The organism is Butyrivibrio hungatei NK4A153, from assembly GCF_000424465.1.
GTDB classification, from domain to species: domain Bacteria; phylum Bacillota; class Clostridia; order Lachnospirales; family Lachnospiraceae; genus Butyrivibrio; species Butyrivibrio hungatei_A.
Map to the genome: position 1 here is coordinate 1 of NZ_KE384198.1, position 22,451 is coordinate 22,451.

38 protein-coding genes are annotated in these 22,451 nt (G+C 41.5%); 1 reads left to right on the forward strand and 37 read right to left on the reverse strand.

Annotation, left to right across the window (positions count from 1 at the left end; translation table 11 throughout):
- Positions 1-409: 409 nt before the first annotated feature.
- From G628_RS0114700 to rpsJ, 32 genes are all read right to left on the reverse strand, one after another.
- Complete coding sequence (locus G628_RS0114700; RefSeq protein WP_026655605.1) at positions 410-946, reverse strand: bL17 family ribosomal protein; 537 nt, start codon at positions 944-946, stop codon at positions 410-412.
- A 167-nt stretch (positions 947-1,113) separates the two neighbouring features.
- Complete coding sequence (locus G628_RS0114705; protein ID WP_026655607.1) at positions 1,114-2,073, reverse strand: DNA-directed RNA polymerase subunit alpha; 960 nt, start codon at positions 2,071-2,073, stop codon at positions 1,114-1,116.
- A 48-nt stretch (positions 2,074-2,121) separates the two neighbouring features.
- Complete coding sequence (gene rpsD / locus G628_RS0114710; protein WP_026655608.1) at positions 2,122-2,715, reverse strand: 30S ribosomal protein S4; 594 nt, start codon at positions 2,713-2,715, stop codon at positions 2,122-2,124.
- Positions 2,716-2,854: 139 nt separating this feature from the next.
- Entirely contained in the window at positions 2,855-3,262 is a 408-nt protein-coding gene (gene rpsK / locus G628_RS0114715; RefSeq protein ID WP_026655609.1) for a 30S ribosomal protein S11, read from the reverse strand.
- Between the two features lie 83 nt (positions 3,263-3,345).
- Entirely contained in the window at positions 3,346-3,714 is a 369-nt protein-coding gene (gene rpsM / locus G628_RS0114720) for a 30S ribosomal protein S13 (protein WP_026655610.1), read from the reverse strand.
- 137 nt (positions 3,715-3,851) lie between these two features.
- Positions 3,852-3,965: a 50S ribosomal protein L36 gene (gene rpmJ / locus G628_RS0114725; protein WP_013280022.1), complete on the reverse strand. Its 114-nt coding sequence runs from the start codon at positions 3,963-3,965 to the stop codon at positions 3,852-3,854.
- A 152-nt stretch (positions 3,966-4,117) separates the two neighbouring features.
- Positions 4,118-4,897 carry a GGDEF domain-containing protein gene (locus tag G628_RS18330; RefSeq protein ID WP_185750418.1) on the reverse strand — a complete coding sequence of 260 codons (780 nt, stop codon included), beginning with the start codon at positions 4,895-4,897 and terminating at the stop codon, positions 4,118-4,120.
- 370 nt (positions 4,898-5,267) lie between these two features.
- On the reverse strand, positions 5,268-5,486 hold the full coding sequence (infA, locus tag G628_RS0114735) for a translation initiation factor IF-1 (protein WP_013280019.1): 219 nt from the start codon (positions 5,484-5,486) through the stop codon (positions 5,268-5,270).
- A gap of 23 nt (positions 5,487-5,509) precedes the next feature.
- Positions 5,510-6,262: a type I methionyl aminopeptidase gene (gene map, locus G628_RS0114740; protein ID WP_026655612.1), complete on the reverse strand. Its 753-nt coding sequence runs from the start codon at positions 6,260-6,262 to the stop codon at positions 5,510-5,512.
- A gap of 14 nt (positions 6,263-6,276) precedes the next feature.
- Positions 6,277-6,921, reverse strand: a complete 645-nt coding sequence (locus G628_RS0114745; RefSeq protein WP_026655614.1) for an adenylate kinase — start codon at positions 6,919-6,921, stop codon at positions 6,277-6,279.
- Positions 6,922-7,009: 88 nt separating this feature from the next.
- Complete coding sequence (gene secY, locus G628_RS0114750) at positions 7,010-8,329, reverse strand: preprotein translocase subunit SecY (protein ID WP_026655615.1); 1,320 nt, start codon at positions 8,327-8,329, stop codon at positions 7,010-7,012.
- Entirely contained in the window at positions 8,329-8,769 is a 441-nt protein-coding gene (gene rplO / locus G628_RS0114755; protein WP_026655616.1) for a 50S ribosomal protein L15, read from the reverse strand. The genes secY and rplO overlap by 1 nt, the downstream gene beginning before the upstream one ends.
- A gap of 117 nt (positions 8,770-8,886) precedes the next feature.
- Positions 8,887-9,075, reverse strand: a complete 189-nt coding sequence (gene rpmD, locus G628_RS0114760; RefSeq protein ID WP_026655617.1) for a 50S ribosomal protein L30 — start codon at positions 9,073-9,075, stop codon at positions 8,887-8,889.
- 27 nt (positions 9,076-9,102) lie between these two features.
- Complete coding sequence (gene rpsE / locus G628_RS0114765; RefSeq protein ID WP_026655618.1) at positions 9,103-9,612, reverse strand: 30S ribosomal protein S5; 510 nt, start codon at positions 9,610-9,612, stop codon at positions 9,103-9,105.
- A gap of 17 nt (positions 9,613-9,629) precedes the next feature.
- Positions 9,630-9,998 (reverse strand): 50S ribosomal protein L18, encoded by a 369-nt coding sequence (gene rplR / locus G628_RS0114770; RefSeq protein WP_026515603.1) that lies wholly within the window; start codon positions 9,996-9,998, stop codon positions 9,630-9,632.
- 20 nt (positions 9,999-10,018) lie between these two features.
- On the reverse strand, positions 10,019-10,558 hold the full coding sequence (gene rplF, locus G628_RS0114775) for a 50S ribosomal protein L6 (protein ID WP_026655620.1): 540 nt from the start codon (positions 10,556-10,558) through the stop codon (positions 10,019-10,021).
- 15 nt (positions 10,559-10,573) lie between these two features.
- Positions 10,574-10,975, reverse strand: a complete 402-nt coding sequence (gene rpsH, locus G628_RS0114780; protein ID WP_026655621.1) for a 30S ribosomal protein S8 — start codon at positions 10,973-10,975, stop codon at positions 10,574-10,576.
- A gap of 191 nt (positions 10,976-11,166) precedes the next feature.
- Positions 11,167-11,352: a type Z 30S ribosomal protein S14 gene (locus G628_RS0114785; RefSeq protein WP_026515606.1), complete on the reverse strand. Its 186-nt coding sequence runs from the start codon at positions 11,350-11,352 to the stop codon at positions 11,167-11,169.
- Positions 11,353-11,373: 21 nt separating this feature from the next.
- Complete coding sequence (gene rplE / locus G628_RS0114790; protein ID WP_026515607.1) at positions 11,374-11,913, reverse strand: 50S ribosomal protein L5; 540 nt, start codon at positions 11,911-11,913, stop codon at positions 11,374-11,376.
- 22 nt (positions 11,914-11,935) lie between these two features.
- Entirely contained in the window at positions 11,936-12,265 is a 330-nt protein-coding gene (gene rplX / locus G628_RS0114795; protein ID WP_026655622.1) for a 50S ribosomal protein L24, read from the reverse strand.
- Positions 12,266-12,277: 12 nt separating this feature from the next.
- Positions 12,278-12,646 carry a 50S ribosomal protein L14 gene (gene rplN / locus G628_RS0114800; protein ID WP_022764361.1) on the reverse strand — a complete coding sequence of 123 codons (369 nt, stop codon included), beginning with the start codon at positions 12,644-12,646 and terminating at the stop codon, positions 12,278-12,280.
- Positions 12,647-12,667: 21 nt separating this feature from the next.
- Positions 12,668-12,922 carry a 30S ribosomal protein S17 gene (rpsQ, locus tag G628_RS0114805; protein ID WP_013280005.1) on the reverse strand — a complete coding sequence of 85 codons (255 nt, stop codon included), beginning with the start codon at positions 12,920-12,922 and terminating at the stop codon, positions 12,668-12,670.
- A gap of 33 nt (positions 12,923-12,955) precedes the next feature.
- Positions 12,956-13,165, reverse strand: coding sequence for a 50S ribosomal protein L29 (gene rpmC / locus G628_RS0114810; RefSeq protein ID WP_026515609.1), 210 nt, complete (start codon positions 13,163-13,165; stop codon positions 12,956-12,958).
- Complete coding sequence (gene rplP / locus G628_RS0114815; protein WP_026655623.1) at positions 13,155-13,592, reverse strand: 50S ribosomal protein L16; 438 nt, start codon at positions 13,590-13,592, stop codon at positions 13,155-13,157. Before rplP ends, rpmC begins: the two co-directional genes overlap by 11 nt.
- Positions 13,592-14,263 (reverse strand): 30S ribosomal protein S3, encoded by a 672-nt coding sequence (gene rpsC, locus G628_RS0114820; RefSeq protein WP_022778093.1) that lies wholly within the window; start codon positions 14,261-14,263, stop codon positions 13,592-13,594. The genes rplP and rpsC overlap by 1 nt, the downstream gene beginning before the upstream one ends.
- A 19-nt stretch (positions 14,264-14,282) precedes the next feature.
- Positions 14,283-14,678 carry a 50S ribosomal protein L22 gene (gene rplV, locus G628_RS17635; protein ID WP_420314844.1) on the reverse strand — a complete coding sequence of 132 codons (396 nt, stop codon included), beginning with the start codon at positions 14,676-14,678 and terminating at the stop codon, positions 14,283-14,285.
- 28 nt (positions 14,679-14,706) lie between these two features.
- A complete protein-coding gene (rpsS, locus tag G628_RS0114830) occupies positions 14,707-14,997 on the reverse strand; it encodes a 30S ribosomal protein S19 (RefSeq protein WP_026515612.1) in 291 nt (96 codons plus the stop codon).
- Positions 14,998-15,008: 11 nt separating this feature from the next.
- The gene (rplB, locus tag G628_RS0114835) at positions 15,009-15,851 is read right to left on the reverse strand and encodes a 50S ribosomal protein L2 (RefSeq protein ID WP_026655625.1); all 843 of its coding nucleotides are present in this window, start codon (positions 15,849-15,851) and stop codon (positions 15,009-15,011) included.
- Between the two features lie 185 nt (positions 15,852-16,036).
- The gene (rplW, locus tag G628_RS0114840; protein ID WP_026515614.1) at positions 16,037-16,336 is read right to left on the reverse strand and encodes a 50S ribosomal protein L23; all 300 of its coding nucleotides are present in this window, start codon (positions 16,334-16,336) and stop codon (positions 16,037-16,039) included.
- Entirely contained in the window at positions 16,336-16,959 is a 624-nt protein-coding gene (gene rplD, locus G628_RS0114845) for a 50S ribosomal protein L4 (protein WP_026655626.1), read from the reverse strand. Before rplD ends, rplW begins: the two co-directional genes overlap by 1 nt.
- A gap of 26 nt (positions 16,960-16,985) precedes the next feature.
- A complete protein-coding gene (gene rplC, locus G628_RS0114850) occupies positions 16,986-17,669 on the reverse strand; it encodes a 50S ribosomal protein L3 (protein WP_026515616.1) in 684 nt (227 codons plus the stop codon).
- A 197-nt stretch (positions 17,670-17,866) separates the two neighbouring features.
- Positions 17,867-18,178 (reverse strand): 30S ribosomal protein S10, encoded by a 312-nt coding sequence (gene rpsJ / locus G628_RS0114855; RefSeq protein WP_013279995.1) that lies wholly within the window; start codon positions 18,176-18,178, stop codon positions 17,867-17,869.
- A 477-nt stretch (positions 18,179-18,655) separates the two neighbouring features.
- Here rpsJ and G628_RS0114860 point away from each other — a divergent pair, with 477 nt between their 5' ends.
- Entirely contained in the window at positions 18,656-19,522 is an 867-nt protein-coding gene (locus tag G628_RS0114860; protein ID WP_026655627.1) for a class I SAM-dependent methyltransferase, read from the forward strand.
- 122 nt (positions 19,523-19,644) lie between these two features.
- Here the strand turns inward: G628_RS0114860 and G628_RS0114865 are convergent, their stop codons facing one another.
- The 5 genes from G628_RS0114865 to G628_RS0114885 form a co-directional block, all read right to left on the reverse strand.
- A complete protein-coding gene (locus G628_RS0114865; RefSeq protein WP_242827242.1) occupies positions 19,645-20,373 on the reverse strand; it encodes a GTP pyrophosphokinase in 729 nt (242 codons plus the stop codon).
- Positions 20,374-20,567: 194 nt separating this feature from the next.
- Positions 20,568-20,858, reverse strand: a complete 291-nt coding sequence (locus tag G628_RS17640) for a LiaF transmembrane domain-containing protein (protein ID WP_051199238.1) — start codon at positions 20,856-20,858, stop codon at positions 20,568-20,570.
- Between the two features lie 43 nt (positions 20,859-20,901).
- A complete protein-coding gene (locus tag G628_RS0114875) occupies positions 20,902-21,465 on the reverse strand; it encodes a hypothetical protein (protein ID WP_026655630.1) in 564 nt (187 codons plus the stop codon).
- On the reverse strand, positions 21,455-21,919 hold the full coding sequence (locus tag G628_RS0114880) for a hypothetical protein (RefSeq protein ID WP_027209463.1): 465 nt from the start codon (positions 21,917-21,919) through the stop codon (positions 21,455-21,457). Before G628_RS0114880 ends, G628_RS0114875 begins: the two co-directional genes overlap by 11 nt.
- Positions 21,916-22,440 (reverse strand): RNA polymerase sigma factor, encoded by a 525-nt coding sequence (locus tag G628_RS0114885; RefSeq protein WP_051199239.1) that lies wholly within the window; start codon positions 22,438-22,440, stop codon positions 21,916-21,918. The genes G628_RS0114880 and G628_RS0114885 overlap by 4 nt, the downstream gene beginning before the upstream one ends.
- Positions 22,441-22,451 lie beyond the last annotated feature (11 nt).

The following is a 22,451-nucleotide window of genomic DNA, read 5'->3' on the forward strand; positions in this document are numbered from 1 at the left end:
TACTATGGGTTCGGCTGACTTCTCACAGTTCGTTGTTACTAGGCTAATGAAACCCCTGTGAGACCTCCACGCTTAAGGCGCGCGCTCTTTCTCTCCATATATCCGCCACATTTACTCTGCTACTACAAAAGTGATAGTTATTAGACTTTGTTGCTTTAAGCCAACTTATCTCTCGTAGCCTAGCCTTATATGTGATTCCTGTCCGTCGGACCAGAGATTTGCTTACAGCTTCCTTCAGATTCCACCTCACGATGGACACCCTTGCTGTTCGGCTATACACTTCCCACTATCTGGGCGTGTTTGGGACTTGCACCCGTTAGAGCGCGCCCATGGCGCGCAAACTTAAAAAGAGGTTTCAGAGCATTCGCTCTGAAACCTCTATATTTATGGTTTAAATAATCAAAAGCTATTAAACAAGCTCAAGAACAACCATCATAGCTGCATCGCCTTTTCTCTGACCGATCTTGATGATTCTTGTGTAACCACCCTTACGATCTGCGTACTTAGGTCCGTACTCATCGAAAAGCTTTGCTACAAGGTCAACTTCCTTAGTGTTCTTCTTTCTTCCCTTGTTCTCCTGAGGAACATCAACTACAGGGTAAAGAGTCTTAAGAAGCTGTCTTCTTGCATGCATACGTGTAGGAAGATCCTTCTTGATTTCCTTAGTAACAGTTGTGAACTTAGTAACCTTCTTACCGTCAACAACTTCCTTTACTCTCTTTCCGTCCTTATCCTTCTCAGGAATCTTAACTTCAACGGAAACAGTCTCAAAATTGTCCTTTTCCTTAGCAGCAAGAGTGATCATAGGCTCTACGATCTTCTTGATTTCCTTAGCTCTTGCCTCAGTAGTAACAATCTTTCCATTGTAAAGAAGTGCTGTTACCTGGTTACGAAGAAGTGCTCTTCTGGGCTTTGTTGCTTTTCCAAGCTTTCTGTACATTGCCATGTTATTTTACATCCTTTCTCATTTGCGGAGTTCCCTCCGCTGTAGGTACATCATAAGATGCGCATCGGTCTTACTCTCACAATGCAGTTTTTTGATCCTATGAGAATCCGCTTCAGTACGCATCGGATTTACCTTCCGCGGACATTCATAATTAATAGTTAGTGATATTACTGTTCGCCATCTGACTTAAGTGAAAGTCCAAGCTCATCAAGCTTAGCAAGGACCTCCTCAAGTGACTTACGTCCAAGATTACGAACCTTCATCATATCATCAGAAGTCTTGCTTGCAAGCTCCTGAACGGTATTGATGCCTGCTCTCTTAAGGCAGTTGAATGAACGAACTGAAAGTTCAAGCTCATCAATTGACATTTCGAGAACTTTGCCCTTCTCATCGTCTTCCTTCTCGATCATAACTTCTGCTGTCTTAGCATTCTCAGAAAGGTCGATGAAGAGGCTCAAATGCTCACTGAGTACCTTTGCTGCAAGGCTTACAGCCTCGTCGGGAGCAAGTGTTCCATCAGTGTGAACATCTAATGTAAGCTTATCGAAATCAGTTACCTGACCTACACGAGTGTTCTCGATGGTTATATTTACTCTCTCTACAGGTGTGTAGATAGAATCGATTGCGATAACTCCGATTGGAAGATCGCCTGTCTTATTCTTGTCAGAGCTTACATAACCTCTTCCCTTTGTGATGGTGAGCTCCATGTAGAGCTTAGCATCCTTTCCGGAAAGTGTAGCGATAACCTGATCAGGATTCATGATCTCAATATCCTGGTCCACCTGAATATCTGATGCTCTTACTACTCCTTCGCCGTTGAACTCGATATAAGCTGTCTTAGGTTCGTTAGTATCAGAGGAATTCTTTATAGAAAGATTCTTGATATTCATAATGATCTCAGTTACGTCTTCCTTTACTCCGGGAATAGAACTGAATTCATGCAGCACGCCTTCAATCTTGACCTGACTTACTGCTGCACCAGGTAATGATGAGAGCATAATCCTACGAAGGGAATTGCCCAGTGTAATACCGTAACCTCTTTCAAGAGGCTCTACTACGAATTTACCATATTTCTTATCATCTGAGATTTCAGCAACTTCAATATTTGGTCTTTCAAAATCAAACACTGATATACCCTCCTTATGTGACTAGTTAACAAGTTTCTATTTAATAGATTACTTAGAATACAACTCGACGATAAGCATCTCATCAACAGGAACGTCGATTACTTCTCTTGAAGGAAGTTCCTTTATTGTACCCTTAAGTCCTTCCTTGTTAACGTCAAGCCACTCAGGAACAAGTCTGCTTGCAGTGATTTCTGAAATATCCTTAAATCTCTGAATGTTCTTAGCTGCCTCTTTAACTTCGATGACATCACCGGCCTTAATGAGGTATGAAGGAATGTTGATTACCTTACCATTTACAGTGATGAACTTGTGAAGAACAACCTGTCTAGCTTCTCTTCTTGTTCTTGCAAAGCCCATTCTGAAGATAACGTTATCAAGTCTTGTCTCAAGAATAGTCATAAGGTTGGAACCTGTCTGACCCTTCATTCTGTCTGCTCTGTCGTAGTAATTTCTAAAAGGCTTCTCAAGGACGCCATATATGAATTTAGCCTTCTGCTTCTCGCGGAGCTGAAGTCCATACTCACTCATTTTCTTACCAGCGTTAGCTGATGTTCTCTTAGACTTTTTGTCATATCCAAGAAATGTAGGATCCAGATCAAGTGATCTGCATCTTTTTAATACGGGAACTCTGTTTACTGCCATTTTAGGCTCCTTTCTTTTACTCAGACAACATTCTGTTATCTGATGTTGTTTACAGTGTCATGCACCTTCATCCAACGCGTTAAATACATATATATTTGCACATGTATTCTGCAATGAGAGTAACGCGATATAAAATCGATTATACTCTACGACGCTTGGGAGGTCTGCATCCGTTGTGCGGTACAGGTGTTACATCTGTGATAGATGTAACTGTGAGTCCACTTGCAGCAAGAGCTCTGATAGCAGCTTCTCTTCCTGATCCTGGTCCCTTAACGAATACATCAACAGTCTTAAGGCCGTGAATAAGTGCAGCCTTTGTTGCTGTCTCTGCAGCTACCTGTGCAGCATAAGGAGTAGATTTCCTTGAACCTTTAAATCCGAGACCGCCGGCACTTGCCCAGCTAAGAGCGTTTCCTGCTGCATCTGTCAAAGTAACGATAGTGTTATTGAAAGATGACTGGATGTGCGCCTGTCCGTGTTCAACGTTTTTCTTGACACGTTTCTTTGCAGCTGACTTTTTAGCTGCAGTTGATTTCTGATTTGCCATTTTAAACTAACCTACTTTCTTCCTAATAATTACTGGTTATAATGTTACATCACTGATCTGCCATGCTCAGACATCAAGAAAAATTATTTCTTCTTGTTAGCGATTGTTCTCTTAGGTCCTTTTCTAGTTCTTGCATTTGTCTTAGTTCTCTGACCACGGCAAGGAAGTCCTCTTCTATGACGCATGCCTCTGAAACATCCGATCTCTGTGAGTCTCTTGATGTTCATAGCGATTTCTCTTCTGAGGTCACCTTCTACATCGTAGTCGTTACCGATAATCTCGGCAATTTTCTTTACTTCTTCGTCTGTAAGATCACGAACACGTGTGTCCGGACTTACTTTTGCTGCTTCAAGAATCTTGTTTGAGCTTGTTCTACCAATTCCGTAGATGTATGTCAAACCGATCTCTACTCGCTTATCTCTAGGTAAATCTACACCTGCAATACGAGCCATTTTTTATTCCTCCATAACTTATAAATAATATTACTTGTTTGATTGGGGCCATGATTCACAGCCCAACCGGACAAAGAATGATCCGATCTTTCCAATACACATTGGTATCAAAAAGTAATCCACCTAAACGGCTCGGATTATCCCTGTCTCTGTTTGTGCTTAGGGTTGTCACAGATAACTCTGATAACGCCCTTTCTCTTAATAACCTTGCACTTTTCGCACATAGGCTTAACAGAAGACCTTACTTTCATTGTTACTCCTTTCCTGCATGGTAAACAGATAATGCTTAAAGAAGGGCATAATAACCCCTCTACCTAAAAAGACCATTTGATATCATAACATATCCAAAGTCAATAATCAAGCAGTTTTTTCAGCTTTTTCATAAGGGTTTTTCATAAGATTGTTACGACAATTTTGAATTTCTTTCTTTTTCTTCCTCATGAAGATTAAATGTGGCTTTTCCGCTCTCTTTTGCCTCATAAAGAGCTTCATCCGCCTTCTTATAAAGCTCACTGAAGCTTGCGCAGTCGTTGTCACTGACAATACCGATACTGCATGTAAGACCTGATACCTGATTGATACGTGCAGTCTTAAACTCGTGAAGAATACTTCTGCATCTCTTTTCCGCAAATCCTTCCGGCATCTCGCCCATCACGAGTACCATAAATTCATCGCCGCCAATCCTTCCCATAATGTCATAGGGATGGAAATAGCTCTGAAGTATCTCAGAGAACTTCTTAAGCACGTTATCACCCGTCTGATGGCCGTATGTATCATTTACTTCCTTGAAATTATCAAGGTCAAAGATAAACAGAATGCATCTTGCACCGGGTTTTCTTTTCTTAAGGTATTCATTACATTTCTCTTCAAAAGAAAGCTTGTTGTAAATACCCGTAAGAAGATCTGTAGTACTCTTTCTTTCGAGGATACGTCTGTCTTCACCTTTATTTATCGCTAGATCGACTATCTCAAAATAGCTGAACAGCGACGCGATGATGGCAACGCCCGCAACAAACAGATCTCTTTTTACACCATAATGGGGACGGATCATAGAATCCATTATGCAATATATGATGGTAAGTACGATCTTGTACACCGTAGTGGCCAAAAAAGTATCCATATATACCGCAGTTATCACGATAATGGCACAAGGGAACACAATACACCTTGATGTCATGTTCATAATAATATCAGCATAGGAGTAAGCAAGAATCATCACTCCATAAAAAAAGAAGGAATACATTCTAGATAATTTGAAGCTCTCAGATATATTACTAAGAAAAACTTTCTGTACTAAATGTATTCCAACAAGAACAAACAATATTGCAATTAGAAAAAAACAAAAATAATAACTTCCCGAAAACAGTAAAATAAGAAATAGCAGGAACGCGCTAACACCGGATAAAAACATCACAGTGTCAGCAGTGTTTCGGATATTATCCTCCGCTATCTTATTCTTGTTATAATGTATGAACGAAATACTATCGAAATGCCTATCCAGAATTTTTTGTATCATAAATCCCTCACACACGTACCGTTATTAGATTATTATATTACTTGTCTCTCCAAATAATTCTTCCTTTTGTAAGATCATATGGTGATAACTCAAGTGTTACCTTATCACCGGGTAAAATTCTGATAAAGTTCTGGCGAAGCTTACCGCTTATATGTGCCAACACAACGTGTCCGTTTTCAAGTTCAACCTGGAACATTGTATTGGGAAGCTTCTCAATTACCTTTCCTTCAATTTCAATTACATCAGCCTTTGACATCTACATCTCCTCTTAATTTACAACTATATTAAAGTTAATATCTCCGGTTCACCATCCGTGATGGCTATTGTATTCTCATAATGTGCTGCAAGTGACCCGTCAAGTGTGACAACAGTCCAGTCATCCTCAAGCCAGCCTATCTTGCGGCTTCCCATTGTTATCATGGGCTCGACGCATATGGTCATACCTTTTTGAAGTTTCACACCTCTTGTCAGTTTCCTGAAGTTAGGCACCATGGGATCTTCATGTAAACTTGTTCCGATCCCGTGACCTGTAAGTTCCCTTACAATGCCGTAACCGTGTGGTCTGATATATTTATCGATAGCAGCGGAAATATCGTGAAGTCTGTTTCCCGCTTTAGCTTTCTTAATTCCTTCAAAAAAGCTTTCTCTGGTGACATCGATAAGTTTCTGCGCTTCATCGCTTATCTTACCGACGCCCCATGTTCTCGCCGCATCAGAATGAAAACCTTTATATATGAGTCCTGTGTCGAAAGAAACAATGTCTCCTTCCTGCAGGATTCGCTCACTGCTAGGTATTCCGTGAACTACTTCATTGTTCACCGAAATGCACACAGAAGCAGGAAATCCTTCGTAATCTTTGCAATTCGGAATCCCGCCCAGAGCACGGATAGTTCTCTCACCAATCTCATCAAGCTCAAGAGTTGATATACCGGGTCTGAGAGCAGCATGCAGTTCTTCATGAACCTTTGCCAATAGATGCCCTGACTGTCGCATAAGATTGATTTCTTCATCTGTTTTGATACTTATAGCCATTTTAACACACCAGATTATGCATTCAATATGCTAACAATATCACTGAAGACTTCCTGCATATCCTTTGTTCCGTCTACAGTCTTCAAAATACTCTTTTTCTCATAGTAATCAATAAGCGGCTGAGTCTGCTCATGATAAACCTTAAGTCTGTTCTGAACTGTCTCAGGCTTGTCATCATCTCTCTGAACAAGCTCGCTACCGCACTTATCACAGATTCCGTCTTTCTGTGGTTTAATATGTTCAATATGATAGGTTGCGCCACACTTCAGACAAGCTCTTCTGCCTGACATTCTGCGAACGATATTCTCATCGGGAACGTCAACATTGATAGCGTAATCAACCTTATCACCAAGCTTTGTAAGTTCTGAATCAAGAACATCAGCCTGGGGAATTGTGCGAGGAAAACCATCAAGTACGTATCCGTTCTTGCAGTCATCATTTGCTACTCTGTCAAGAAGAAGCTCAACTGTAAGCTCATCGGGAACAAGCTGTCCCTTATCCATGAATTCCTTGGCTTTCTTACCAAGTTCTGTTCCGTTCTTGATGTTGGCTCTGAAAATATCTCCTGTTGAGATATGCGGAATGTTGAACTTTTCCGCGATCATCTGAGCCTGTGTGCCTTTTCCCGCACCGGGTGCACCCAACATAATAATCTTCATACTCTAATCCCTTCCATAAAGTAGAAACAAGAGGTTGCAGGGCCCACTGCGAGAGTAGGTCCCTGTACCTCTTTCATTAATTTTTTAATCAGTCTTCCAAAAATCCCTTGTAATTACGTACAAGCATCTGTGACTCAATCTGTTTTATAGTTTCAAGTATAACACTTACCACGATGATAAGGCTAGTACCACCGAATGAAACACTTGCCTTGAACATACCACTGAAGAAGTAAGGAATTATTGCAATAAGAATAAGTCCGCATGCTCCGATAAAGATGATATAGTTCAAAATGCTTGTAAGATAATCGCTTGTAGGCTTTCCGGGTCTGATTCCCGGTATGAAACCGCCCTGCTTCTTCATATTATCTGCAATCTCAATAGGATTGAAGGTAATTGATGTATAGAAATACGCGAAGAAGATAAGCAATAATATGTATACTACAAGACCAATGGAATACTCCCAATGGTTTGGATCAAACCAATTGTCCTGTCTTAAATATTCCAATATCGTTGCCCAAACGCCCGGTCCCTTATAACCTGTGAAATAAGTTATAACGCTGGGGAACTGGAACAATGACATTGCAAAAATGATAGGCATAACGCCCGCTGTGCTGACCTTAAGCGGAATCTCCGAACGATTTCCACCATAAGTTCTTCTACCCTGAATCTTCTTTGCATACTGAACAGGGATTCTGCGCTCTGCGCCGTTAAGAACTACGATCAGTACTACCAATGCAATAATAACCGCTATAATTATTACAGCTGATACTACTCCCCTTGCAATAGGCTTCCCACTCACAAAACGCTCGAAAAGCGAATGAAGATCTGACGGAATTCTTGAAAGAATGTTGATCGTCAGAACTATAGAAATACCATTCCCAACACCGTTTTCCGTGATTCGTTCACCAATCCACATGAGGAATGCACTACCTGCTGTAAATGCAACTACAACCTGAATTGCCAAGAAGATTGATTTATCTGCAAGGGAATCGCCTTTGTAGAAATTAACAGCCATTGCAATGGACTCGATAAGTGCCAAAACTACAGTAATGTATCTTGTCATTGCTGTAAGTTTCTTTCTTCCGTCCTCTCCGTCCTTCTGCCACTCCTCAAATTTGGGAATAGCAATAGTAAGAAGCTGAACAATAATGGAAGATGTGATGTAAGGTGTGATGTTGAGAGCCAGGATTGAAGCATGCTCAAACGATCCACCAGTAAATCGATCCACAAAGCCAAAAGCATCATTTCCGCTCTTTAAACCTTCAAACCAGCTCTTAAAACGCTGGACATCGATTCCGGGAACCGGAATTGTTGTTCCAAATCTGATAACAGCAAGCATTGCAAGAGTAAAGAGAAGTTTCAATCTGATTTCTTTGACTTTTAATGCATTCATTAGGGACTTAAACATTAGATCACCTCTGTTGTTCCACCAAGTGCCTCGATTTTCTCTTTTGCTGCTGCGCTGAACGCATTTGCTTTAACCGTAAGCTTCTTGGTAAATTCTCCGTTTCCAAGAATCTTTACACCATCAAGCTCTTTCTTGATGATTCCCTGATCCTTGAGTGCCTGAACATCTACAACTGCTCCGTTATCAAATACTTCAAGAGCGCTTACGTTAATTCCTACGATGTTTTTATGATTGATATTCTTGAAGCCTCTCTTAGGAAGTCTTCTGAAAAGTGGCATCTGTCCACCTTCGAAGCCAAGTCTGGGAGCACCTGAACGAGCCTTCTGACCCTTGTGTCCCTTACCTGCGGTCTTGCCGTTTCCTGAAGCATGACCACGGCCTCTTCTAAAATTATCGCTCTGTACAGAACCTTCAGCAGGTCTTAAGTTTGATAATTCCATGATAATCCTCCTTTATTTAACTCCGGAGCTTATACCGCTACACGCAATAAGCATCGCTGCTTATCACTCGCGCATACATACTGCAGCTCCGGATACCATTTACTTTTGCTTTTGAGATTAGATCTCTTCTACCTTTACAAGGTGTCTGATCTGCTGAATCTGTCCTCTTGTTGCGGAATTATCAGGAAGTTCAACAGAGCTGTTAAGTTTCTTAAATCCCATTGATTTTACTGTTGCCACCTGCTTAGGAATAGCACCGATAGTGGACTTAACCAATGTGATCTTAAGCTTTTTCTCGTTTGCCATTGATTTATACTCCTTATTTACTAAACCTTAAGCTGTTACTTCAGCAACGGACTTACCGCGCTTAGCAGCAACTTCTTCAGGTGTCTTCAACTGAGCAAGACCGCTGATTGTTGCATAAACAACGTTCTGCTTGTTGTTTGAACCAAGTGACTTTGTTCTGATGTTTCTGATACCTGCATACTCACATACCAAACGAGCAGGACCTCCTGCGATGATACCGGTACCTTCAGGTGATCTCTTAAGTAATACTTCAGCAGAGCCGAACTTACCTACGAAATCGTGTGTAATACTGTTGTTCTCATCAAGAGGAACAGTAATGAGGTTCTTAGTAGCATCTTCCTTACCCTTACGGATTGCATCCGGGATTTCAGTAGACTTACCAAGACCTACGCCAACGTGTCCGTTCTTATCACCAACTACTACAAGTGCTGTGAACTTCATGTTACGTCCACCCTTAACGACCTTAGTAACGCGCTTGATGGTAACAACTTTATCTGTCAATTCGAGCTGACTTGCATCAACTATTGTACGCTTCATTTGTGTTTTCTCCCTTCTTAGAATTCAAGGCCAGCTTCTCTGGCAGCATCAGCAAGAGCTTTAACTTTTCCGTGGTAGATATAACCACCTCTGTCAAATACAACAGCCTTGATGCCCTTTTCCAATGCTCTCTTTGCTACAATATCACCAACTTTTGTAGCAGCTTCAATATCGTCTGTATTCTTGAGTTCTGCCTTGATGTCTTTTTCAAGAGTAGAAGCAGATACAATTGTCTTGCCGGCTACATCATCAATAACCTGTGCATATACATGACTATTGCTTCTAAATACTGCTAAACGTGGTCTCTCAGCTGTACCGCTGAAACGATTACGAATCTTCATATGCTTCTTAGCACGAATTTTCTGTCTTGATTCTTTACTAACCATTTTGCACTCTCCTTATCTTATTACTTCTTACCTGTCTTACCAACCTTACGCTTGATAACTTCATCAACATACTTGATTCCCTTGCCCTTATAAGGTTCAGGAGCTCTCTTCTCTCTGATGATTGCAGCGTGCTGGCCAACAGCCTCTTTGTCGATTCCCTTAACAGTGATTATCTGTCCCTCAACTACTGTCTCTACTCCTTCAGGATCAGCAAGTTCTACGGGGTGAGAATAACCAAGTGTAAGAGAGAGTGTCTTGCCATTCTTAGCAGCTCTGTAACCTACACCGTTAACCTCGAGCTTCTTCTCGAAACCATCTGTAACACCAACTACCATGTTGTTAAGAAGGCTTCTTGAAAGACCGTGTAATGCTCTTGTCTTCTTCTGATCGTCAGGTCTCTTAACTTCGATCTGACCATCTGCCTGTGAGAAAGAAATCTCAGCAGGGAAAACTCTTGTAAGGGTTCCCTTAGGTCCCTTAACAGTCACCTTATTATTTTCTGCAACTTCTACTGTTACTCCAGCAGGAACTGCGATTGGCATTTTTCCAATTCGTGACATGCCCGTACCTCCAATTTACCAAATGAATGCAAGAACTTCGCCACCAACCTGCAGCTCTCTTGCTTTTTTGTCAGTTACAACTCCCTGGTTTGTTGAAATGATTGCGATACCAAGTCCGCCCAATACTCTGGGAAGCTCGTCCTTGCCTGCGTATACACGAAGACCGGGCTTTGAGATTCTCTTAAGACCTGTAATTACCTTGTCATTTCTATCAGCGCCATACTTAAGAGTGATGTGAAGATTCTTAAAAGCTCCGTCCTCAACAACATCAAGCTTCTTAATATAACCTTCGTCAAGAAGAATGTTTGCAATTGCAAGCTTCATCTTTGAAGAAGGAACGTCAACTGTGTCATGCTTTGCAGCGTTTGCGTTACGAATTCTTGTAAGCATATCTGCAATAGGATCGTTCATTGCCATTTTAAATTGCCTCCTTAATTATTTTTGCTTCGCCTTACTACTCCCCGAATTGAGCAGAGACACGAAGCCGCAATGCGCGCTTATGTGTTTCTCTATTTTTTAATTATACGAAGAATAATAACTTTGTAAATATGCGGTTTCCATCCTGAACCGCTTATATTACATCCCCCAAAAGGGGGAATTCTACAGAATTACCAAGATGCTTTACGTACTCCCGGAATTTCGCCCTTGTATGCAAGCTCACGGAAGCAAATTCTGCAGATTCCGTACTTTCTAAGATAAGCATGAGGACGACCACAGATCTTACAACGATTGTACTCACGTGTAGAGAACTTGGGCTTCATCTGCTGTTTCAACTTCATGGATAATTTAGCCATGTGTGCATTTCCCTCCTATTATTACTTTGCAAAAGGCATATTGAACAGTGTGAGAAGCTCACGAGCCTCTTCATCTGTCTTAGCTGTTGTTGTGAAAATGATATCCATACCTCTTGTCTTGTCAATCTTATCATACTCGATTTCAGGGAAGATAAGCTGCTCCTTGATACCAAGTGCATAGTTTCCTCTTCCGTCGAATGAGTTAGGGTTGATTCCTCTAAAGTCACGTACACGAGGAAGTGCGAGGTTTACAAGACGATCAAGGAAATCGTACATCTTGTCGCCACGAAGTGTAACCTTACATCCGATAGGCATACCCTCTCTCAATTTGAAGTTAGCGATTGACTTCTTAGCCTTTGTGTAAACAGGCTTCTGACCAGAAATAATAGCCATATCATTTGCAGCGTTCTCGAGAAGCTTAGCGTTTTCCTTAGCTTCACCAACTGCCATATTGATAACGATCTTGTCAAGCTTAGGCACCTGCATTACGTTCTTGTAACCGAACTTCTTTGTCATAGCATCAACGATCTCGTTTTTGTATAAATCCTTATATCTACTCAACGTTAAATACCTCCTTCCTTAATTAGTCGATAACCTCACCGGTCTTTTTTGCGATGCGGTTCTTCTTTACAACCTTACCATTCTCGTCCTTCTCCACCTTGAATCCGATTCTGGTAGGTTTTCCTTTGTGAAGATACATAACGTTGGAGATATCAAGAGCTGCTTCGCTCTCTACAATTCCGCCATTGGGGTTCTTAGCAGAAGGCTTCTCATGCTTAGTTACCTTGTTGAGACCCTCTACAACAACCTTTCCGTTCTTTGTATCAACAGAAAGGACTTTTCCTTCCTTGTCGATTTCTCTTCCGGCGATAACCTTAACCATATCGCCCTTCTTAATCTTACTTGTTGACATCTGGGCGCCTCCTTATAATACTTCCGGAGCAAGAGAAAGAATCTTCATGAACTTTTTCTCACGAAGCTCTCTGGCTACGGGTCCAAAAATACGTGTTCCCTTAGGCGTACCATCTTCATTGATAACAACAGCAGCGTTTTCATCAAATCTGATGTAGGAACCGTCCTTACGACGTGTCTCTTTTACAGTACGAACGACAACAGCCTTAACAACATCACCCTTCTTTACAACTCCACCGGGTGTTGCTTCTTTTACAGATGCAACGATTGTGTCGCCGATTCTCGCATATCTTCTTGTAGATCCACCCATAACACGGATTGTAAGAAGCTCTTTTGCACCAGTGTTATCAGCGACTCTAAGTCTACTTTCCTGCTGAATCATGATATTTCTCCTTTTTTTGTATTACTTTGCACGTTCAATAATGGATACAAGTCTCCATCTCTTATCCTTGGAGATAGGCTTTGTCTCCATGACTTTAACTGTGTCACCAATACGGCACTCATTATTCTCGTCATGAGCCTTAAGCTTATATGTTCTCTTCACGATCTTCTTGTAAAGAGGATGCTTCACATGGTCCTCAATGGAAACTGTGATGGTCTTGTCCATCTTATCGCTTGTTACTTTTCCAACACGCGTTTTTCTTAAATTTCTTTCCACGATCATTTCTCCTTTTTAAACCAAGCAAAAGGCTTAGTTAGCAGCCTTAGCATTCTGTGTGATTACAGTCTGGATTCTTGCAATATTTCTTCTTACTTCTTTAATTCTTGCTGTATTATCCAGCTGGTTTGTAGCGTTCTGGAATTTTAAATTGAAAAGTTCCTTTTTAGCTGATACAAGCTCAGTCTGAAGTTCATCAGCAGTCTTAGCTTTCAGCTCGTCTACATACTTATTAGTTTTCATTAGATACACCGCCTTCCAAATCAGCCTTTGAAACGATCTTGCACTTGCAAGGAAGCTTATGTGTTGCAAGACGAAGAGCTTCTCTTGCGTCGGCCTCGGCAACTCCACCGATTTCGAACATTACACGACCGGGCTTAACAACAGCTACCCATCTATCAACAGCACCCTTACCGGATCCCATACGAGTTCCGAGAGGCTTTAATGTGATAGGCTTGTCAGGGAAAATCTTAATCCAAACCTGACCACCACGCTTGATGAAACGTGTCATAGCAACACGGGCTGCCTCAATCTGGTTTGAATTGATCCAGCAAGGCTCAAGCGCAACAATTCCAAATTCACCGTAAGTGATCTTTGTACCACGAGTAATTTTATGAGCCATTGAACCGCGGAACTGCTTGCGGTGCTTAACTCTCTTCGGCATTAACATTATTTATCGCTCCCTTCCTTATCTGAATTCTCACCTGCTTTGGTCGGAAGTACTTCACCCTTGTAGATCCATACCTTAACACCAACCTTACCGTAGGTTGTATCTGCTTCTGCAAATCCATAATCAATATCTGCTCTGAGTGTCTGAAGAGGAATAGTTCCCTCGCTGTAGAACTCTGAACGAGCGATATCTGCTCCGCCAAGACGGCCTGAGCAGCAAGCCTTGATACCAAGAGCATCTGTCTTCATTGTTCTGCTCATGCAAGACTTCATAGCTCTTCTGAATGATACACGGTTCTCAAGCTGCTGAGCAATGTTCTCTGCAACAAGCTGTGCATCCTTATCGGGCTTCTTGATCTCTTTGATATCAACAAGAACCTTCTTATCTGTAAGCTTTGAAAGTTCCTTCTTAGTTACCTCGATCTCAGCACCACCCTTACCGATAACAACACCGGGCTTAGCTGTGTAAACGATAACTTTTACTCTATCTGATGCTCTCTCGATCTCGATCTTAGAAACACCAGCTGCATATAACTTCTTCTTCAGAAATTTTCTGATATTGTAATCTTCTACAAGATTATTGGCGAAATCGCCAGATTCAGCGTACCACTTGGAATCCCAATCAGCGATAACACCGACTCTGAGTCCATGAGGATTAACTTTCTGTCCCATTCTTCGCTTCTCCTTTCAATTATCTCTCGTCCAAAATAACAGTCAGATGACTCATTCTCTTGTTGATTCTGTATGCTCTGCCCTGTGCTCTAGGCTGAATTCTCTTCATGATAGGGCCATTGCTTGCAGTACATTCAGCAACGAAAAGATTTGCTCTGTTCATTCCCTTGTTGTTCTCAGCGTTTGCTACTGCGCTGCTAAGGAGCTTGTAGATTACGCTTGAAGCATATCTGGGATTATACTGAAGGATTGCGAGTGCTGACTCAACATCCTTACCTCTGATAGCATCCATGACAAAGCATGCCTTCTGAACAGGTATTCTTGCGTAAGATAACTTTGCAAAAGGTCTTGTTTCTTTATTGTCACGATTTCTTTCTCTTTTAATTTTAGATCTATGCTTGATTTCCATTTCCATGGATTTGACCTCCTTTCATTGGCACTTCTTAGTGAACGCTGCTCTTTCTCTCAACGGGAGAACTTCCAGCATGTCCTCTGAATGTTCTTGTGGGAACAAACTCACCAAGCTTGTGTCCAACCATATCTTCAGTAACATATACAGGAATATGCTTTCTTCCGTCATGAACAGCGATTGTGTGTCCAACAAAAGACGGGAAAATTGTAGAACGACGTGACCAAGTTTTAACTATCTGCTTCTGGCCCTCAGCGTTCATAGCATCTATCTTCTTGAGCAGGCTTGCGTCTGCAAAAGGTCCCTTTTTAAGTGATCTAGACATTTTATTCCTCCTTATTTGATGGCCTTACCGTTTCTTCTTCTTACGATCAGCTTGTTAGAAGCCTTCTTAGCTTTACGTGTCTTATAACCAAGAGCAGGCTTACCCCAAGGTGTGCAAGGGCCTGAACGTCCAATAGGTGCTCTACCTTCACCACCACCGTGAGGATGGTCGTTGGGGTTCATAACAGAACCACGAACTGTAGGGCGGATACCCATGTGACGAATTCTTCCGGCTTTACCATAGTTAATAAGGTTGTGATCGCCATTTCCTACAACACCGATTGTAGCTCTGCACTCAATGGGAACCATTCTCATCTCGCCTGAAGGAAGACGAAGTGTTGCATACTTTCCTTCCTTAGCCATGAGCTGTGCAGCGTTTCCGGCTGAACGAACCATCTGGCCGCCCTTTCCGGGATAAAGCTCAATGTTGTGTACGTTTTCACCGACAGGAATAGCTGAAAGAGGGAGGCAGTTACCAACACGGATTTCTGCGTTAGCACCGTTCATAACTGTCATACCGTCTGTCAATCCATTAGGTGCAAGGATGTAAGCCTTTGTGCCATCCTCGTACTGGATAAGTGCGATATTTGCTGATCTGTTAGGATCATACTCAATTCCGATAACCTTTGCAGGCATATCGTCCTTATTTCTTCTGAAGTCTACGATTCTGTACTTAACTCTGCCGCCGCATCCGCGATGTCTTACTGTGATCTTACCCTGGTTGTTACGACCAGCCTTGCTGTTCTTAGAAACAACGAGTGACTTCTCGGGAGTCTTCTTTGTGATCTCTGAGAAATCTGATCCAGTCATGTTTCTTCTGGATGGGGTATATGGGCCGTACTTCTTAATTCCCATGATTATTTCTCCTTTTTTGTTTATCACGTGACTAGTGTAAAAAACACTTGAATCCCGGACTTTTTATTGGATTCAGCACGTATATTTTTAGTGGTAATGCAAACTTCACTAAACTCGAAAGAACCTCGTTAAGTGAATTCGCATGGCTCACACTAAGCTCGGAACTACCTCGCTAAGTGTTCTGCTCAAAGTCCCTGGAAAATCTCAATATCTTTGCTGTCTTCTGTAAGCTGAACGATTGCTTTCTTAGTCTTAGCTGTGAAGCCGATTGTCATTCCACGTCTCTTCTTTCTGCCGTTGGCATTAAGAGTGTTAACCTTAGCAACCTTAGCTCCTTCAAACATTTTCTCTACAGCTTCCTTGATCTGTGTCTTGTTAGCTTCAGGATTAACAAGGAAAGTGTACTTTTTCTCGCCCATGCCGGCCATGCTCTTCTCTGTAAGAACAGGCTTAAGGATTACGTCATAATACTGTAATGCTGCCATTAGCAATACACCTCCTCTATCTTTGTAACTGCGTCCTTTGTAAGAACGAGTGTCTTAGCGTTTACGATATCATACACGTTAAGTGTGTTTGTAAGTGTTGTGCTTGCTTCTGCAAGATTTCTTGCTGAAAGAACAACGTTCTTATCATTGTCTGCAAGAACAACAAGAGCCTTACGTGTAGCCTTGAGGTTGTTCATAACCTCTGCGAACTTCTTAGTCTTGATTTCATCAAACTTGAGCTCGTCAACAACGATGAGGTTGTTACTCTGAGCCTTGTCTGTAAGTGCAGACTTAAGAGCAGCTCTCTTCTCTTTCTTGTTCATCTTGAAAGAGTAATCTCTCGGAACGGGAGCAAATACAACTCCGCCGCCCTTCCACTGAGGAGCTCTGATAGAACCCTGTCTTGCATGACCTGTTCCCTTCTGTCTCCAAGGCTTTCTTCCGCCTCCTGAAACTTCAGAACGTGTCTTAGCTTTCTGTGTACCCTGACGTTTGTCAGCAAGCTGCTGAAGAACTGCCATGTGTACGAGATGTTCGTTTATTTCAACACCGAAGATAGCATCGCTTAAATCAAGCTTACCAACTTCTTTGCCTTCCATATTATAAACAGATACGTTTGCCATCTGTTTGGTCCTCCTTTCGCGTTCTATTAACCGATAACCTTAACGGTTTCCTTGATTGTAACAAGTCCCTTCTTAGGTCCCGGAATAGCGCCCTTTACAAGAATAAGATTCTTGTCTGCATCTACTCTTACAACCTCGAGATTCTGAACTGTTACCTTAACACTACCCATGTGTCCGGGCATTCCCTTACCTTTAAATACACGGCTGGGATCTGAACTTGAACCATTAGAACCCTGATGACGGTGGAACTTGGAACCGTGAGCCATAGGTCCTCTATGCTGACCATTCTTCTTAATAGCGCCCTGGAATCCTTTTCCCTTTGAAATAGCTGTTGCGTCAATCTTGTCGCCTTCAGCGAAAACGTCAGCCTTGATCTCTGCACCAAGTGCATACTCAGAAGCATTCTCAAGCTTGAATTCTCTTACATATCTCTTGCAAGAAACTCCTGCCTTCTTGAAATGTCCCTGCTCAGCCTTTGTTGCTCCATGGCGATGAATAATTGTCTTGTTTCCGTTTTTGTCCTTGTTAACGATTTTTTCCTTCTTGTCAACAAAGCCAACCTGTACGGCACTGTATCCGTCGTTCTCAACAGTCTTGATCTGTGTTACTACACAAGGTCCTGCCTGAAGAACTGTTACAGGAATAAGTGATCCGTCCTCTTTGAAGATCTGAGTCATTCCGACTTTAGTAGCTAAAATAGCCTTCTTCATGTTTCTACCTCCTTATTACATCTACAGCGGATGCGTACTACGTTCGCAATGTCGTTTAATTACCTGCAACGTTTTGGTAATTCTCCAGTTATCACGGCATCATGCGCCTTGCATCATACTAGTAGAGGTGTGAATAGTTACCTGTTTTATATTTGATAAATTGATACGGATTGCTCTATGTCTTATGACACCTTGTATCACTTCATCTTGATATTGATATTTACACCTGCAGGCATCTCGAGTCTCTGAAGAGCCTCAACTGTCTTTGATGTAGGTGTGATGATATCGATAAGTCTCTTGTGTGTTCTCTGCTCGAACTGTTCTCTGGAATCTTTGTATTTGTGAACCGCTCTTAAGATAGTAACAACTTCCTTCTTAGTAGGAAGGGGTACCGGTCCGCTTACCTGAGATCCGTTCTTCTTGACTGTCTCGATAATCTTCTTGGCTGATGCATCAACAAGCTGGTGATCATAAGCCTTAAGTGTAATTCTCATTACCTGATTTGCCATAAAAAAAGTCGCCTCCTTTTCGCACTTTTATATACAAGTACGACAAGCGGTGACTGTACACTCTCCCGTGTGTGTCCTACGACTTAACACAAATTAAGGCCATAGAATCCCTACACGTCGTTTCTGCCTTGGGTTAGTCGGCAGACTTAATTGTCTGTACAGTGACTTGTCGTCAGTTTGTTTGACCACATCAGTGGTCTCTAGACATTCGCTCCACGGAAAACCTGCTTAACTGGATGAAAGCAGCAACCTCACGCTTCATAGCTATCATGTCACAGCGTTTATGATTGTAAAACATTTTAAAAGTATATGCAACCACTTTTTATAAATTAATCACTTTTATGCAAAAATAGGTGTTTTTAGCCAGTCTTTCTTGATGTTTTTTAACATCATTTCCTATCTCTCGATTTCTGTATCATATAGAAGCTTCTTTATATTATAATAGGCAATGAAAATTTTAGTCAGAAGGAAAAAAATATGTGGATTGCAAACGGATGGAAAGATTATGAGGTAATTGATACCTCTTCAGGTGAAAAGCTTGAACGCTGGGGCGACTACATGCTGGTAAGACCCGACCCTCAGGTAATATGGAAAACGGACAAAAAACATTTCGGCTGGAAGAAATGGAACGGCCACTACCACCGCAGCAACAAAGGCGGTGGCGAATGGGAATTCAGAAATCTTCCCGAAGAATGGACTATTAATTATAAGGAACTTACTTTTAATCTGAAGCCCTTCAGTTTCAAGCACACAGGGCTTTTCCCCGAGCAGGCTGCAAACTGGGACTGGTTCTCTTCATTAATAAAGGAAGCGAATCGTGAGATCAAAGTCTTAAACCTTTTTGCCTACACAGGCGGAGCCACTGTTTCTGCCGCTAAGGCCGGTGCTAAGGTTACACACGTAGACGCAGCCAAGGGTATGGTAGCTTGGGCAAAAGAAAATGCTGCATCTTCAGGCCTTGCAGATGCACCTATAAGATATCTCGTAGACGACTGTGTAAAATTTGTCGAGCGCGAGATCAGACGAGGAAACAAGTACGACGGAATAATCATGGATCCGCCTTCCTACGGAAGAGGCCCCAAGGGTGAGATATGGAAGATTGAAGACTCGGTATTTCCGTTTATCGAGCTGACATCGAAGCTTCTGTCGGATAAACCTCTTTTCTTCCTTATAAATTCATACACAACAGGTCTTCAGCCTGCGGTGCTGTCATATATGCTGCACACGGTACTCGATCCGATTCATCCGGGTACCATAGAAGCCAATGAGATCGGACTTCCCGTAAAGTCAAACGGACTTGTCCTTCCCTGCGGCGCAAGCGGACGTTGGACAGCAAAAAACTAAGAATCTTACGCAAAGAGTCGCTAAAGTTTTCCGCAAAATACATATAAAAAGCCACAACCCCCGTAAATGCTCATTTTACAAGCGTTACGGGGGTTGCTATATAAATAAAATCTCCTACTAAATTATTCTTCTTCGCCGTCTATCTTCCGGCGAATCTGTTGCATCCTTAAATCAAGCTGATTTATCAGATCTGCGCTGAACTTAAGATCGTCGGAAATAACTTCCTGATTGATATTGTCTTTTTTATACTTCATCTTGTGTTCAAGGCTTGCCCAGAAATCCATGGCTATTGTCCTGAACTGCACCTCAACTTTCATGTACTCTTTTTCCTGAACAAGAAAGATCGGGACTTCTATTATAAGATGCAGGCTACGGTAGCCACTCTTCTTAGGCTTGTCGATATAGTCTTTTCTCTGGATCACCCTGATGTCATCCTGATTTGCAAGGCAGTCCGCCAACATATAGATATCGTCCACAAACGAGCACACAACTCGTATTCCCGCAACATCAGATATGTACTTATCAATATTTTCAATCGAAAAATCCACGCCCTTGCTGATCAGTTTCTTATATATGCTAAGAGGTGTCTTGATCCTCATCTTTATCGCTTCAAACGGATTTCTGTTATTCCTCAGAGCCAATTCCTTATTTAATACATCAAGTTTAGTTCGAACTTCCAATAATGCGCTGTCATACTTCATCATAAGAATTCGAAATTCCTTGACCTGACCTTTCATCTGAAGAAGATTCTCAAGATCTATCAAGCTTACATCATCCCAATCATCGTTTTTATTGTAGCTGATCTTTGAATAGTCAAAATGCTCTGCTGCCATAAAAAAACTCACTTTCATGTAATTCTTATATTGTTAGTATATCAGCATCCGTTAAACGTTATATGAACGAATTATAAAAATTATCAAAATCTTGTACTTGATTTTTTTATTTGTATTCAAGCGTTTTTACAGGTTTTTTAGAAAAAAAGAAAAAGTCCCTGCTCCACATTATATCATGAAGCAAAGACTCATAAATCAAAGAAGTTTGCTATTTACATGAGCTCCCGTATCACGCATTTATCCCAACATGCCATAAACATTGCAAATCCTACCATTAAAAACATGATCAATATGGCCGCCTTGTCATAAACCACTTTATTCTTCTCAAAGCTCGAGACAAGTATCTCAACACCTACCCCTATAAGTATGATAGGCCACAGCCTTATTATCGTCGTTATATCAAAAAAGTTCCAAAATACATTCAGTATAAATGCGACTCCAAAAACTATAAGAGTAATACCTGCAGTTATAGTACCAACTCTATGCATGCTTGCTGTCTCCATCTTTTACCTCCCACTCAGAATAATCTCCATCTTCAAAATCAGGTTATTCCTGCTCTGCATCAGACGTAATTCCAAGTTCTTTCTTTTTTCCTTTGATAAGTTTAATTCCCGCATAAATGAATATCACCGCAATAGCCAATCTAGGTATGCTATTCATCACACTTCGAAAGCTAAACCAAAATTCCTCAGAGAAATAGCGAATGAAAATTTTCCGAAGAAGTTCTAACAAACTGTCCCATATTGTACATGCTCCTATCAATATAAGCGCTATTGCCGTAGCTCTGCGAAGTTTTTCTTCTTTGATCGTGAATTCTTTTGGAAGTCCAAATTCCGTCCAAATGTATTTGTCTTCCAACTTCATCAGTATATCCCCGTTTAATCTGTACAAGTTCCAAGCATGAAAAAAAGCATAAAACCAGATTACTACCAACAATCCATATGCAACTGCCGAAATGAATGAATAATCATACATTGAAACCAAACATACCATTACAAACGTTGCCAGTAAAGACACTCCGTTCTTCATAAATCCCATATACATCTCTACCGCCCCGGGTATAAACGAAAAGCAAAAAACAAAAAAGCCGTTTCTTTTCTTATATTCCATCATCTTCCTCCATATCACCAATAAAAATGTTGTTTATTTTTCTTTCTATCTTTTCTTTTTTCTGTATCAAATGTTCACGAAAACCTTTTTCGTTTAACTCCTCATCGCAGTTCTTGCTTTCTTTTCTCACAAAAAGCTCTTCTTTCAAAGATATATCTCTTTGAGAAACGATCTTTTCCATAAAAGAAACATATCTATTTGCAGCAGAAACGCAAGGAACTATGAACATTACCGCTATTGCTGCAGCAACGGCGAGAGCCACTTTCAGGCTGTATAATCTGTATTCGATTATCTTTTGTTTTTTGGTTTTCGCGATGTTGCCGGACTTACTTAAAGCACTGATCTCATCAAGCACTTTTTTCTGAAGATCCACGGGCGCTTCAGCCATGTCATTAAGCTCAACATCGGAAATAAGCTTTTGTAATTCTTCATCACTCAGATATTCATGACTCATGTCAGCAGTTCCTCCTTCCTGATTATTTTCTTTAGCATCTCGCGGGCTCTGTAGATGTGGGACTGTGTCGTCTTAAGAGGTATCCCTTTCTCAAGACTTATCTCTTTTGCAGTCTTTCCTTGAATAAAATGCCCGACTGCCGCAGATCTGTACGGCTCATCAAGTTCATTACACCGGTCAAAAAATCTTTTCTCCACATCCCGTGCTATATACGTTTCAAGCGGCCCGTCCCTGCCGGCGTCCATGGAAGCTTCAAGCTCATCGTCGGTCGAAGCCACCTCGCGCATCTTGCTACTTCTTAGGTAGTCGATGCATTTGTTACTCGCGATCCTGCATATCCACGCTTTTTCATCGCATCCGTCAAAATCCTCAAGATGCCGATATGCGGAAATAAACGTTTCCTGCGTAATATCCTCCGCAGTAAAGTGGTCACCGGTAAGCTTAAGGCACACCGAAAAGACCAGATTCTTGTACCGGTCCATGAGCTGTATTAACTTTTCTCTCGAATCGATCTTCCCCAAACTTTTCTCCT